Genomic DNA, 13,507 nt, shown 5'->3' with positions numbered 1-13,507 from the left:
GTCCGCGGCGCCCCAGCGCTGTGAGCACCCCGGGCGCCGGGCGACCGTCCCTCCGGTCAGGAACTCCAGCCGAAGTCGGCCAGCGTGGCCGCCACCTGCTCGTGCACCCCCGGATGGCAGATCAGCAGGTCGGGCAGCCACGGGTCGGGGCGGTTGTAGCGCAGCGGTGAACCGTCGAGCCGGGAACACCACAGGCCGGCCGCCCGGGCGACCGCAACCGGAGCGCAGCTGTCCCACTCGTACTGACCGCCGGCGTGTGGGTAGCAGTCGACCAGGCCGGTGGCGACCGCCATCGACTTGGCCCCAGCCGATCCCATCGGCATCAGGTCGGCGTCGAGTTCATCGGCCAACGCCATCGCTTCGAGCAACGGACGGCTGCGCGACACGGCCAGACGGGGTGGCCGATTGGGTTCGGCCAGGATCTGTGGGGGTTGAGCGGTCGAGTGGGTCACGCCGACGGCGGGCAGCGCCACCGCCCCAGCGGTCGGCTGGCCGTCCTCTACCAGCGCCACATGAACAGCCCAGTCAATCCTCGGCACCTCGGAGAACTCGCGGGTGCCGTCGAGCGGGTCGATGATCCACACTCGGTCGGCGTCCAATCGGCCCAGGTTGTCCCGACCCTCCTCGGACAGCACGGCGTCGTCGGGCCGCGCTTCGGCGAGGGCCTCCATCAGCATCAGATGGGCGGAGCGGTCCCCGGCGGCCTTCAGGCCGGCCGGCGTCGCCCCCTCCTCGGTGAGCTGGCATCGAAGGTCAACCAGCATGGCACCGGCCTCGGTCGCCAGCCGGTGGGCCAGCTCATGATCATCGCTCTCGGCCATCGGTTCCTCCTGAGGAACGCACTGTAGAGGCCCGCCTCGCCACCCACCCCCGGCGCGGGGGATCATGGGTCATGGTCAGCCCCGCCCACGCGCCCCAAAACTCCGATGTGACGCCCCATGACGGCAACGAGCCCCTCACCCCCGAGCTGGCCCGCTACGCCTTCACCGAGTCCGGACCATGGGTGATCGACCGGGACGAGCTCGACTGGGACGTCGGCCTCGGCGTCATCCGCACCGCGCTCGCCCGCGAGGTGCCCCGCCTCACCACGCCCAAACGCATCCCCCCGCTCGGGCGGCTCGTCACGGTGGGCAGCCGCATCGCCTGGGCGCTGGCCGGCTGGGTGGTGCACGAACGCCGTGCCAAGGACCGCGGGCCGCGGATGGAGGGCCTGTCCCGCCGTCTGCGCCAGGCCGCCGAGGACCTCGGCCCCACCTACATCAAGCTCGGGCAGATCATCTCCTCGGGGGCCGGCATCTTCCCCGACGAGCTCGTCGCCCAGTTCGCCCTGCTGCGCGACAAGGTGCCCGCCGAAGACTTCGACGTCGTGCGCCAGGTGGTCGAGACCGACCTGGGCCGTCCCCTCGAGGAGGTGTTCGCCCGCTTCGAGCGCACCCCGTTGGCGGCGGCGTCGATCGCCCAGGTGCACGTGGCCACCCTGCTCACCGGTGAGGAGGTGGTGGTCAAGGTGCAGCGGCCCACCATCCGCACCGCGGTGTACCGCGACCTCGAGGTCATGGCCTGGCTGGCGCCATTCCTCATCGGCCGGATCCCCGTGTCGGCGCTGGCCAACCCCCCGGCTCTGGTCGAGCTGTTCACCGAGACGATCACCGAGGAACTCGACTTTCGTCTTGAGGCCGAGAACATGCTGGACGTGGCCGAGGTGTTCGCCCACCTCGACCAGCGGGGCTTCGTCGTCGCCCGGCCCCATCCGACCCTCGTCACCCGTCGGGTGCTGGTGATGGAACGCCTTCAGGGCTACGGCTGGGAGGACATCGAGGGCATGATCGCCGCCGGCATCAGCGGCCGCGACGTGATCCGCACCGGCATGGTCGGCTTTACCGAGGGCGCCATGGTGCACGGCATCTTCCACGGCGACCTGCACGGCGGCAACCTGTTCGTGCTCGCCGACGGGCGCATCGCGCTGCTCGACTTCGGCATCACCGCCCGGATGACCGAGAAGGAGCGCATGGCGTTCCTCCGCCTGATGATCACTGGCGCCACCGGCGACATCAAGGGTCAGCTCGGGGCGTTCCGCGACCTGGGCGCGCTGCCCGATGACGTCGACCTCGACTGGGTGATCGAGGAGCTGCGCCTTGACGGCGAGGTGTTCGACCCCACCCAGATGTCTCAGGAAGAGATGATGGCGGAGCTGCAGCGGATCACCAAGGCGCTGCTGGGCATGGGTGCCCGGCTGCCGAAGATCCTCATGCTGTACGTCAAGAACCTGGTGTTCCTCGACGGAGCCATCGCCACCCTGGCCCCCGACCTGGACATCATGGCCGAGGTGATGAACCTGTTTGCTTCGATGGCCGGTCGCCACGGCGACGTGCTCGCCGCGCAGATGGGCCTGCTTGCGGGCGAGGAGATCGCAGTTGACGAGACCGCGGTGCGGGCTGCGTTTGGCATGACCGAGGAGGACCCCAACCCGCTCACCCACGAGGAGCTGCGCCGCCGCCGGGACATGATCCGCAGCCGTATGGGCAAGCGGTAGGGCCTTCCATGCCGCTCGACAGCGAGCCCCTTGGCCCCTACCCGCTACAGCCCGAGCACCGCTCCTAACGCCCCGTCAACTGCTCGCATCTCCACGCTCGACAGCTGCCCGATGTGTTCGACGAGCTGCGATCGGGCGACCAGTTGCGTATCCAGCGTCGACACGTAGCTCGAGGACGCAACCCCAACGAGTCGAATCGGCACGCTTGCCGGGAAGTCGTCGTGCCAAGCGGCAGAAGTGATCGGTGCAACATGGATCTGCCAGAACTCCAGATCACAGACATCATCGGACGAGACGATGACCGCAGGGCGAACCTTGTCGAGCCGGGTCCACTCAGCGTCCGGCCTCGAGCCATCATCGAAGACGCTCCGGTGCTTCGATGTCGTCGTCGATGGGCGGTGTTGCTGGGCTCGCCCGAAGCGCTTCGAGCGACCGCTCCTGGTAGCGGCGAAACTCCGGGTCCTCCATGGTGGCGAGCGCACGCTCGTAGAAGACAGAGCGAGACCCGCTCTGCTCCAACACCGATTTGGCTCCCTCGACCCACAGGCCCGACCTGGTGGTCCGACGACGGAGCACCTCGGCCTCCATGCGTCGATGAATATCGTCCGGGACGTGAATCGTTACCTTGGCCACGCCAAGAGTATAACCCGGTTACACCATCAAACCAACGGTTGCCTGAATGGTCTCACGCCGAGCCTGAGGCCTCATGCGGCTCGCCGACTCCTCAGCCGAGCAGTTGGCCGACGCCGTAGATCACCACACCGGCCAGCGCCCCGACCACCGTGCCGTTGATGCGGACGAACTGCAGGTCCCGCCCCACCTGCAGCTCGATGCGTTCGGCCGTCTCGGCGGTGTCCCAACGCTGCACGGTCGTGGCGATGTAGGCCCCAACCTGGTCGCGCGACTGCTCGGCCAGCGACACCGCAGTCGTGGTCACCCATGCGTCGGTCTTGGCGCTCAGCGCCGGGTCGTCGCTCAGCCGCCTGCCCACCCGGGCGATCGTGTCCGACACACGCTCGAGCGTCGCATCGTCGGGGTCGGCGGCGGCTTCCTTGATCCGCTCCTTCAGGTCGAGCCAGATCGAGTTGGTCCACTCCCGCAGCTGGGGGTGATCGAGCAGTTCGTCGCGCAGCTCGTCGGCCCGACGCACCGTCGCCGGATCGTTGGCCAGGTCGATCACCAGTTGCTCAACTTGGTCGTCGATCGAGAGCCGAAGCTGGTGGTTGGGGTCGGTGGCCAAATCGAACAGGTAGCGGGTGGCTACGGCGTGCAGGCGATCGAACACGACGTCGTCCACCGTGTTGGGCACCCACCACGGCGACTCGGTGTACAGACGGGTGCGCAGCGTCTCCCGGTTGACCTCGAGCACCTCACCCAGGCGCCGCAGGATCACCGACAGCACGTCCTGGTGACGGCCCTCGGCGACGATCAGCTCGAGCACCCGGGACGCCGCCGGGCCGGTGGAGGTCGTGCGTAGGCGCCGCACCACGGCGTCCTCGATCACGTCGCGCACCTCGTCGTCGCGCACGGCGTCGAGGACGCTGGATCCGACGGTCAGCACCTGGCGGGCCATCCGTTCGGCGTTGACCGGCTCGGCCATCCAGGCGCCCACCCGGGCCGACACCTGAGCCTCGCCCAGGCGATCGGAGATGCCCTCGGCGGTGAGGAAGTAGTCGGAGACGAACGACCCCAGCCCGGCACCGATGTCGTCCTTGCGTTTTTGGATGATCGCCGTGTGCGGGATCGGGATACCCATCGGGTGCTTGAAGAGCGCGGTGACGGCAAACCAGTCGGCCAGACCGCCCACCATGCCCGCCTCGGCGGCGGCTCGCACGTAGGCCACCCACCCGGGAGCGTCGTCGCCGGCGATCGCCGTGGCGACGAACACGGCGGTGGCGACGAGGAGCAGACCGACCGCAACCGTCTTCATCCGGCGCAGTTCGGACCGCCGTCTCACCTCATCGCTGGCGAGCGGGAGTGAGGGCATTGGCGGCGGTGTCACGATCGCAAATCGTATAGGCGGTGGCGCTCCGGATCGCCGCTCCAGATCACTTGACCGCGCGGTCTAGTCCGCGCTCGGGCTCGTCGTTATTATCTGATCCATGAGCGACGCCAGCACCGAGAGCACCGACACGCCCACCAAGTCCTCACGCCGGGACCACCCCGAGCTTCGCGACGAGGTGTCCTCGTGGGTCACCTCCAATTGGGATCCGGAGCTGTCGGTCGGCGAGTGGTGGACCAAGCTCCGCAATGCCCGGTGGTCCGTGCCCGCATGGCCCTCCGAGTGGTACGGACGCGACCTGTCGCGAGGTGAGGCGGTCGTCGTCGCCGAGGAGATCGCCAAGGCCGGGGCGATCGGACCTCCGGGCGGCCTGGGGCTGCTGTTGGCCGGGCCGACGATCATCGCTCAGGGCACCGACGAGCAGAAGCAGCGCTACATCCCGACAATCGTCGACGGTTCCGAGGCCTGGTGCCAGCTGTTCTCCGAGCCCGAGGCCGGATCCGACCTGGCGGCGATCCGTACCTCGGCGGTGCGCGACGGCGACGAGTGGATCATCAACGGCCAGAAGGTGTGGACCTCGGCCGGACAGATCGCCGACCTGGGCATGCTGATGGCCCGCACCGACCCGACGGTCCCCAAGCACAGCGGCATCTCCTACTTCGCCATCGACATGCACCAGCCAGGCATCGAGGTTCGTCCGCTCAAGGAGATGACCGGGCGGGCGTTGTTCAACGAGGTGTTCATTTCCGATGCCCGCGTAGCCGACGAAGCGCTGATCGGCGGCGAGGGACGCGGCTGGGCGGTGGCCAACACCACGCTGATGTTCGAGCGGGCCGGTCTGGGTGCCGGCGGCACCGGCGCCGTCAGCTCGGCGGTACCGGGCACGGTGCACGGCCACCTTGAGAAGCGGGTCGGCGACTTCGTGCGGGGCGACACGTCCGGCTCCGGCTCGGCGATGGCCGGCGGAGGGCCCAGCGCCATCCTGAAGATGGCAGCGACCACCGGGGCGGCGCTGCACGACCCCGTACTGCGCGACGATCTGATGCGCCTCCACACGCTGGTCGAGCTGGCCAAGATGACCAACCGGCGAGCCAAGGCGGCCAAGGCGATCGGCATCGAGATTCCCGGACTCCCCAACCTGTCCAAGCTGATGATGAGCGACATGATGAGGGCCACCATCGACCTCGGCCCCCGCATCCTCGGGCCCGCCGGCCAGTTGGCCGGCGACTCGGCCCCCTACGACGGCGCAATCACCGAGATGGTGCTGTTCGCCCCAGGGCCGGCCATCTACGGCGGTACCGACCAGATCCAGCGCAACATCATCGGCGAGCGGGTGCTCGGCCTGCCGTCGGAACCGCGCAACGATAAGACCCTGCCGTTCAACGAGCTGCGCACCTCCAAGGGCGCCGAGTAGCCGACAGATCGGCGGGCTCGGCCGAGCCGTCGTACCCTCCGAAGTTGCTTGACGAGTGCCCGCTCGAGGCGGATAATCGAACACATGTACGAGCCACTCGTACCGGGCGAAATCTCGGCGGTCACTTCTACACCCAAGGCGAACACGCCACCACCCGCCGCTCCGACGCACCTCCGGACGGGGCCGGCAGCGTCCGGTCCCACGGCGAACGCGACCGGCGGGGCGGATGCGCTCATCGAGGCTGCCGCCCCGCCGAGCGGAATGGTCGCCTCGGTCGAAGCCCGCCTGCGCGCCGACGAGGCGCTGGCGCTCGCCGGCCCCGAGGGCATCATCGACGAACTGGAGGGCAGCCGGCTCGACGACGCCGTTCGAAGCCTGGGTGGCATCATCAACGCCACACACGGCCGCATGGTGTTGTCGGTGTGTCGGGTGCTCGACACCGGCTGGTGGAAGGGCGGCGGCGTCCTGTCGGCCCGCCAGTGGCTGGCGATCCATTGGGCCACCAATACCGCGACGATCAGCCGGGTGGTCTCGGTGGCCAAAAAGGCAGAGACCTACCCCGAGGTCATCGACGCGTTGGTGGCCGGCATGATCAGCCTTGAGGCCGCCCACCTGATCTGCGGACGTATCCCGTCGGAGTACCAGACCACGTACGTCGCCTACGCCATCAACATGACCTTCGACCAGCTCCGCACGTGCACCCATGCGGTCCGTCCCCCGCCCAACAGCGGGCCCAACAAGCAGGCCGACAAGGCCGGGGAGGACGACGCCTCCGGCGATGACAAGGCCGGCCAGACGACCGCCGACGAGCCGACCAGCGCCAACCCGCCACCCCGTCTCGGGTTTACGCAGCGAGACGACGGCCGCTGGTCGCTGAACGCCAACCTGAGCCCCGAGGACGGCGCACTCATCGAGACCGCCCTCCAAGAGGCACGCGACCGGGCATTCAAGGCAGCCGAGGATCCAGACGAACGCCTTCGCCTCACCTGGGCCGACGCGCTGGTCGACGTGGCACGGCGTGCCCTCGATCACGCCGACGCCGACACCGCAGGCGGGCAGCCGACCGACCGCACCCTGGTGCACTACCACTACGAACTTGGTCACCTCTACACCGAAGGATCCACCCAGCCCCTTCCAGATGCACTCCGCCGCCAGATCCTGTGCGACACCAACCTGGTCGGCATCGGGTTTCGCGATGGCCGCCCAGTGGACGTCGGACGCCGAACGAGGGTGATCTCCCGGCGGTTGCGACGCCTGATCCTGCGTCGGGATCGATGCTGTGTCATCCCCGGCTGCGGGGCCACCCGAGGCTTGGAGATTCACCACCTGATCCACTGGGAAGACGGCGGCCGGACCGACGCCGGCAACCTCGCCGCCCTGTGCAAGGCCCATCACCGCGCACACCATCACGGGCTCGTCCACATCACCGGCGATCCGTACAGCGGCCTGGGCTTCACCAACGCCGACGGAACCCCGCTCTGCGCCCGGCCGGCGAAGGCCCCGTCCAGCACCGACACCGGCGCGTTGACCGACACGGCCCGCAACGCGGGTATGGGCGATCCCGCCACCCACCGCTTCGGGGCAACGGGCGAACGCTTGCAACGGTGGTCGATCATCCCGGGTCCCAGCCCAGTACCGGCCAGGCCGCCGGACCTCTCCCCCATTCTCGGCGGCATCCCGAACCACTCGGACGACGGCGCCACCCCCACTGGCACTAGCACTGCCGATTCGGCCACGCAGCCCGCAGCCGAATCGCGGCGACCCCATGACCTACCGCGACCCTGGTGGGTACTCGACCCACCAACGTTCGACACCCGACCTCTGATTCTCAGGGAGTAGCCGCAACGGCGTTGTCTGGGCGATCAAACCGCCGGCCCCCCCCCCCCCCCCCCCCCCGCAGCCCTGGCCCATCAACCTCAGCGATGCGCGATGTCTCGGTTGCACCAAGCGAAGCGTGTTGCGATCCAACCCCGGTGACGAACGACCATCACCACACCGACCGGAGCACTTGGCGATCAGCGGGTAGAATGGACACCCCCCAAATCTCACGTCGTGCGCGCCGCAGTCCACCATCGGTTTCACCGCCCCGCAACGCGCAGCCAACCGGCCGGCGACGTCTCTCCACAGTCGAGGCCCCGTGTCTATTTCACCGTCCCCTGCCCTCTCCCGCACCGACGAAGGCTCCGTGCCCGTCGAGGGTTTCAGAAACGTCGCCATCATCGCCCACGTCGACCACGGCAAGACCACACTGGTCGACGCCCTGCTCGGCCAGGCCGGCGCCATGTCAGCGCACCACAAGCCCGATGAGAGCGACGCCGCCGACGGCCACGCCACCCGGGTGATGGATTCGATGGACCAGGAGCGCGAGCGCGGCATCACCATCCTGGCCAAGAACACCGCTGTGCGCTGGCCGCTGTCAGCGGAGCACGGCGGCGGCAAGGCGGGCGAGGTCAAGCTCAACATCGTCGACACCCCCGGCCACGCCGACTTCGGCGGCGAGGTGGAGCGTGCGCTGACGATGGTGGACGGCGTCCTCCTGCTCGTCGATTCCTCCGAGGGTCCACTGCCCCAGACCCGCTTCGTGTTGCGCAAGGCGCTGGAGCTCGACCTGCCCGCCGTCGTGGTCGTCAACAAGGTCGACCGCCCCGACGCCCGGGTGTCCGAGGTGGTCTCCGAGGTCGAGGAGCTGTTCTTGGACCTCGAGGCCGAAATGCACCACCTCGAGTTCCCGATCGTCTACACCAACGCCAAGGCTGGCACCGCCTCGCTCGATCCCACCACCCAGGAGGCCAACCTGGAGCCGCTGGTGCGCACGCTGGTCGATCACCTGCCGCCACCCAGCCACGACCCGGACGCCCCGCTGCGGGCCTGGGTGACCAACCTGGACTCCAACCCGTTCGTCGGTCGCCTGGCGCTGTGCCGGGTGGTGTCGGGCACGATCAAGAAGAACCAGCCGGTCGCCTGGTGCAAGGCCGACGGCACGATCGTCTCGGCTCGCACCGGTTCGGTGTTCGTCACCGAGAACCACGAGCGCGTCGAGGTGGATTCGGCCGGGCCGGGCGAGTTGGTGGCCGTCTCGGGCATCGAGAACATCAACCTGGGCGAGACGATCGCCGACCCGGACGACCCCCGTCCGCTTCCGGTGATCACGGTTGACGAGCCCAGCCTGTCGATGACCATCGGCATCAACACCTCGCCGATGGCGGGCAAGGAAGGCTCGAAGCTGACCGCCCGCCTGGTGAAGAACCGCCTCGACACCGAGCTGTTGGGCAACGTCAGCTTGCGGGTGCTGCCCACCGAGGCGCCCAATGCCTGGGAGGTTCAGGCCCGCGGCGAACTCCAGCTGGCCGTGCTGATCGAGGCGATGCGCCGTGAGGGCTTCGAGCTCACCGTCGGCAAGCCGCAGGTGCTGATCAAGGAGATCGACGGCGTCCGCCAGGAGCCCTTCGAACGGCTGACCGTCGACGTGCCCGAAGAGTTCTCCGGCACCGTCACCCAGCTGCTGTCCGAGCGCCGAGGGCGCATGAACGAGGTGAGCCACGGCGACAGCGGGTGGGTGCGCCAGGAATGGATCGTGCCGGCACGCGGCTTGATCGGCTTCCGCACCAAGTTCCTCACCGAGACCCGGGGCACCGGCGTTCTCAACCACGTGTTCGAGGGCTACGAGAAGTGGGCCGGCAAGATCCGCAGCCGGGGCACCGGCTCGATCGTGGCCGACCGGCGCGGCCCGACGACGATGAACGCCATCGTGGCCATCCAGGAGCGTTCAGCCCTGATCGTGCCACCCGGCGTTGAGGTGTACGAGGGCATGGTGGTCGGCGAGAACAGCCGCCCCGACGACATGGACGTCAACATCTGCAAGGAAAAAAAGCAGACCAACATGCGCGCTTCAGGCTCGGACAACACCGAGAAGGTCACGCCGCCCATGCCGATGGGCCTCGACCGGGCACTCGAGTTCATCGCCACCGACGAATGCGTCGAGGTGACCCCGGAGTCGATCCGCTTGCGCAAGGTCGAACTCGACCCCAACATCCGGGCCCGTGCCGCCAAGAAGGCGAAAGCGGACGCCTGAGGAGCACAGCGGACGCCAGACCCGACCCGCTCCCCACGGTACGGTTGACCCATGAGGTCAGGGCACCCATGAGGGTGGTCATCGCACGCTGTTCGGTCGATTATGAAGGGCGCCTCAGCGCGCACCTTCCCAGCGCTGTCCGGCTGATCATGGTGAAGGCCGACGGCTGCGTGGCGATCCACGCCGACGGCGGCGCCTACAAGCCACTCAACTGGATGAACGCCCCCAACCGCCTGATCGAGGAACCCGGCGAGTGGCGGGTGACCAACCCCAAGGGCGACACGCTGCGCATCACGGTCGATGAGGTGATCGACGACTCCTCATGGGAGTTCGGGGTGGACCCCGGGCTGCAAAAGGACGGGGTCGAGGCCCACCTCCAAGAACTCTTGGCAGCAGACCCGACCCGCATTGAGGACGGCCTGACGTTGGTACGTCGGGAGCACTCCACCGACATCGGTCCGGTCGACCTGCTGTGTCGGGACCCCGAGGGGGTGGCGGTGGTCATCGAGGTGAAGCGTCGCGGCGAGATCGACGGCGTGGAGCAGCTGACCCGGTATCTGTCCCGCATGGAGCGTGACCCGACGCTGCGCCCGCTGCGGGGCATCTTCGTCGCCCAGAGCATCAAGCCGCAGGCCAAGGTGCTGGCAGCCTCGCGTGACATCGGCTGCGTCGAGGTGGACTACGACGCGCTGCGAGGCATCGAATCGCCCCAGCAGGCGCTGTTCTAGCAGCAGGCGCTGTTCTCACGGCAGGCGCTGTTCTCACGGCCGATGACCTCCTGAACGCAGCCGAACACGGCGTTGGAACCGTGAGGCTCGCTGCATGGGCCAGTAGGGTCGGCCGCTCGCAACTGAGGTCACCATGCAAACGTGCCGTCACTGCCAGAGCGCCAACCTGGACCAAGCGAGCGCCTGCTCGGTATGCGGCGCCCAGTTGGACGACTTCACCATCGCTCCCCTACCCCAAACCGCGCAGCCTGGAACGACGCCGCCGTCTGGGATGCAACCTCCCGGAGCACCGCTACCGGGAACCCAGCATCCGGGACCGATGCCACCCCAGGCCGACCGGTCGGGCTACGCCAGCCCGCAGGGCCTCATTGGCCCACCGCCCTCGGGACCTCCACTCTCGGGGCCGGGTCAGGCACCGCCGCCCCACTACCCGCCACCGCCCCACTACCCGCCGCCGCCCCAATACCCGGGTGCCTCAACACAGCCCGGGTTTCAAGGCGCCACCATCTACGCCCCGCCGGGGACGCCGGGTGGGTACGTGCAGACATCCCCGACCAACAACCTGGCGATCACCTCGCTGGTGCTGTCGATCGTCGGCACGCTGAGCATCTTCCTGTGCTTCTTCCTGGCCGTGCTCGCGCCCGCCGGTGCCATCACCGGCCACGTGGCGCTGAAGCGCATCAAAACCTCGGGCCAATCGGGCCGAGGGTTGGCCCTGGCCGGCGTCATCGTCGGGTGGATCGGCACGCTGGGCGCCGCAGCGATGGCGGTGCTCTTCGCCGTCCTGATCGGCTACTCCGGCACATCCGGATACTAACGACGGCCGTCGGCTCAGAACTCCCAAACGGCGATCGTGGCCTCCTGAGCCGGTTGCGCCCCGGCGGCACGATAGGTCGCCGCCGCCGCCTCGTTGGTCGTGCTCATCGGCACCCACATGCCGTAACACCCAACCGCTCGCGCCCGCTCGGCCAGCGCCTCGCACAGCGCCCGACCCACCCCACGACGCCGCGCCGCGCCATCGACCCCGAGTTCGTACAACAACATCTCGGTGCCTTTGTCGGGATGGGTGATCTCCATGCCGCTGACGAACCCCAACGCCCGCCCGTCCTCCTCGGCGAGCACCAAGTGGTGCCCGTCTCGCTCGAGGAACCGGCGGGTCCACTCCCGGGTGGGAGGGGCGTCGAAGAGATGCCCGGCGGCGAGGACGGCGTCGACGTCGTCGATGGTCAGAGGGCGGAGCTCCATGGGCGTCGAGCGTACGACGTTGGCCGGGCCGCTCGGCGCGATCCATCAGCCGGCTGAGCTCGGTGTGTCGACGGGGACCCGGGCAGGTTGACGGTGTGCGCCCGGGCGAGCAGCCTGAGGCGATGACGAGGGAGGTGTTCGCCGACTGCGCAACGGCCACCCGCGCCCAGGCCAGGGCGGCCGCCTGGCTGGCCGATGCCGGAACGACGACGGGCGACCGGGTGGCGATGATCGCGCCGAGCAGCCTCGACTACCTGGCCGTCGCCATCGGTGCGCTGCGCACGGGAATCATCCCGGTGCTGATCAACACGTCGTTGCTCGAGCACGAGCGTGCCTACATCCTCGACGACTGCCGACCGACGCTGGTGATGGGCGAGGCCGAAGTGGGCGAGGCGGCGCACCACCATCGGGAATCGTCACTGGCCCGCTGGCCGCTCGGCCGCCCGATGGCCTACACCTCCGGCACGACCGGACGTCCCAAGGGTGTCTACTCCGGGGTGCTCTCCGAGCCCGATGCCGAAGCGCTGTGGACCGAGGAGATCGACCTGTGGGGCTTCGGGCCAACCGACACCTACGTGCAGATCGGGCCGCTCTACCACTCCGCACCGCTGCGCTTCGCCGCCTGTGCGCTGCTGACCGGCGGCTCGGTGGTCGTCCCCGGCCCGTTCGACGCCGAGCGGACGCTGGCGGCGATCCTCGAGCACGCCCCGACGGCAACGTTCGCCGCTCCGATCCACCTCAAGCGCCTCTTCACCGCCGACGCCGACGGCCGCTGGACCCGCATGCGCCTCGTCGCCCACGCAGGCGCCCCGTGCCCACCCGAGGTGTCCGCCGAGGCGCGTCGCCGCTTCGGCGACGATCGGGTGTGGGAGTTCTACGGCTCGACCGAGGGGCAGTTCACCGTCCAGTCACCCGAGGATCGTCGCGTCGCCCCCGGCTCGGTGGGACGGGCCCGGCCCAACCGATCGCTGAGCGTCGATGACGAGGGTCATATCTGGTGCGAAACGCCGCGATGGGCGCACTTCACCTACTGGGACGACCCCGAGCGCACCGCCGAAGCCTGGCGGCCGACGCCGACGGGCTGGGAGTTCACCGTCGGCGACCTCGGCCGGATGGTCGACGGCCACCTGTACCTCGACGGACGCCGTGACGACCTGATCATCTCGGGCGGGGTCAACGTCTACCCGGCCGAGGTGGAACGGGAGCTGCGAGGGGTGCCCGGCGTCGACCAGGTGGTGGTCTTCGGCACGCCCGACGACGAGTGGGGGCAGGCGGTGACCGCCGTCATCGTTCCCGAGGACCCCCAGGGCAATCCCGAGGCGCTGGCGGCAGCGGTCATCGACCGGGCGACCCAGGCCCTGGCCGCCTACAAGCGCCCAAAGCGAGTGCTGGTGGCCGATGCGCTGCCGGTCAGCTCGACCGGCAAGCTGCGCCGATCGACCCTGGCCGACGACCTGCCGTCGGCGCCCTGAGCCACCACCTCGATCGGCGCCAGAACTCAGGCGGGGTCAAC

11 protein-coding genes are annotated in these 13,507 nt (G+C 68.9%); 7 read left to right on the top strand and 4 right to left on the bottom strand.

Features of this window, described 5'->3' with window-relative positions:
- Window positions 1–56: 56 nt before the first annotated feature.
- The gene (locus tag IPN02_17950) at window positions 57–887 is read right to left on the bottom strand and encodes a 3'(2'),5'-bisphosphate nucleotidase CysQ (protein ID MBK9298669.1); all 831 of its coding nucleotides are present in this window, start codon (window positions 885–887) and stop codon (window positions 57–59) included.
- Between the two features lie 5 nt (window positions 888–892).
- Here IPN02_17950 and IPN02_17945 point away from each other — a divergent pair, with 5 nt between their 5' ends.
- Window positions 893–2,533 carry an AarF/ABC1/UbiB kinase family protein gene (locus IPN02_17945; GenBank protein MBK9298668.1) on the top strand — a complete coding sequence of 547 codons (1,641 nt, stop codon included), beginning with the start codon at window positions 893–895 and terminating at the stop codon, window positions 2,531–2,533.
- Between the two features lie 44 nt (window positions 2,534–2,577).
- On the opposite strand, the gene IPN02_17940 is transcribed toward IPN02_17945, so the two are convergent.
- Together IPN02_17940 and IPN02_17935 are read right to left on the bottom strand one after the other, a co-directional pair.
- On the bottom strand, window positions 2,578–3,015 hold the full coding sequence (locus IPN02_17940) for a type II toxin-antitoxin system PemK/MazF family toxin (protein MBK9298667.1): 438 nt from the start codon (window positions 3,013–3,015) through the stop codon (window positions 2,578–2,580).
- A gap of 242 nt (window positions 3,016–3,257) precedes the next feature.
- Window positions 3,258–4,535: a DUF445 family protein gene (locus tag IPN02_17935; GenBank protein MBK9298666.1), complete on the bottom strand. Its 1,278-nt coding sequence runs from the start codon at window positions 4,533–4,535 to the stop codon at window positions 3,258–3,260.
- A gap of 100 nt (window positions 4,536–4,635) precedes the next feature.
- On the opposite strand from IPN02_17935, the gene IPN02_17930 reads away from it, so the two are divergent.
- The 5 genes from IPN02_17930 (at window position 4,636) to IPN02_17910 (ending at window position 11,566) form a co-directional block, all read left to right on the top strand.
- Window positions 4,636–5,949 (top strand): acyl-CoA dehydrogenase family protein, encoded by a 1,314-nt coding sequence (locus IPN02_17930; protein ID MBK9298665.1) that lies wholly within the window; start codon window positions 4,636–4,638, stop codon window positions 5,947–5,949.
- An 84-nt stretch (window positions 5,950–6,033) separates the two neighbouring features.
- The gene (locus tag IPN02_17925; GenBank protein ID MBK9298664.1) at window positions 6,034–7,788 is read left to right on the top strand and encodes a DUF222 domain-containing protein; all 1,755 of its coding nucleotides are present in this window, start codon (window positions 6,034–6,036) and stop codon (window positions 7,786–7,788) included.
- Window positions 7,789–8,134: 346 nt separating this feature from the next.
- Entirely contained in the window at window positions 8,135–10,021 is a 1,887-nt protein-coding gene (gene typA, locus IPN02_17920; protein ID MBK9298663.1) for a translational GTPase TypA, read from the top strand.
- A 68-nt stretch (window positions 10,022–10,089) separates the two neighbouring features.
- Window positions 10,090–10,749 (top strand): endonuclease NucS, encoded by a 660-nt coding sequence (gene nucS, locus IPN02_17915; GenBank protein MBK9298662.1) that lies wholly within the window; start codon window positions 10,090–10,092, stop codon window positions 10,747–10,749.
- 538 nt (window positions 10,750–11,287) lie between these two features.
- Window positions 11,288–11,566 carry a DUF4190 domain-containing protein gene (locus IPN02_17910; protein MBK9298661.1) on the top strand — a complete coding sequence of 93 codons (279 nt, stop codon included), beginning with the start codon at window positions 11,288–11,290 and terminating at the stop codon, window positions 11,564–11,566.
- Between the two features lie 14 nt (window positions 11,567–11,580).
- Here the strand turns inward: IPN02_17910 and IPN02_17905 are convergent, their stop codons facing one another.
- Window positions 11,581–11,994, bottom strand: a complete 414-nt coding sequence (locus tag IPN02_17905) for a GNAT family N-acetyltransferase (protein MBK9298660.1) — start codon at window positions 11,992–11,994, stop codon at window positions 11,581–11,583.
- A 122-nt stretch (window positions 11,995–12,116) separates the two neighbouring features.
- On the opposite strand from IPN02_17905, the gene IPN02_17900 reads away from it, so the two are divergent.
- The gene (locus tag IPN02_17900) at window positions 12,117–13,466 is read left to right on the top strand and encodes an acyl--CoA ligase (GenBank protein ID MBK9298659.1); all 1,350 of its coding nucleotides are present in this window, start codon (window positions 12,117–12,119) and stop codon (window positions 13,464–13,466) included.
- The last annotated feature ends 41 nt before the right edge of the window (window positions 13,467–13,507 follow it).

Source organism: Candidatus Microthrix subdominans (assembly GCA_016719385.1).
In the GTDB taxonomy this organism is placed as follows: domain Bacteria; phylum Actinomycetota; class Acidimicrobiia; order Acidimicrobiales; family Microtrichaceae; genus Microthrix; species Microthrix subdominans.
Note: the sequence above shows the minus strand (reverse complement) of the source record. Positions and strands in the feature narration are given on the sequence as shown.

Bases quoted from the DNA above. Each gene is read 5' to 3' on its own strand.
- IPN02_17950 (MBK9298669.1), bottom strand. From the start codon at position 887: ATGATCCCCCGCGCCGGGGGTGGGTGGCGAGGCGGGCCTCTACAGTGC.
- IPN02_17905 (MBK9298660.1), bottom strand. From the start codon at position 11,994: ATGGAGCTCCGCCCTCTGACCATCGACGACGTCGACGCCGTCCTCGCC.
- IPN02_17945 (MBK9298668.1), top strand. From the start codon at position 893: ATGGTCAGCCCCGCCCACGCGCCCCAAAACTCCGATGTGACGCCCCAT.
- nucS (MBK9298662.1), top strand. From the start codon at position 10,090: ATGAGGGTGGTCATCGCACGCTGTTCGGTCGATTATGAAGGGCGCCTC.
- IPN02_17925 (MBK9298664.1), top strand. From the start codon at position 6,034: ATGTACGAGCCACTCGTACCGGGCGAAATCTCGGCGGTCACTTCTACA.
- IPN02_17900 (MBK9298659.1), top strand. From the start codon at position 12,117: ATGACGAGGGAGGTGTTCGCCGACTGCGCAACGGCCACCCGCGCCCAG.
- IPN02_17930 (MBK9298665.1), top strand. From the start codon at position 4,636: ATGAGCGACGCCAGCACCGAGAGCACCGACACGCCCACCAAGTCCTCA.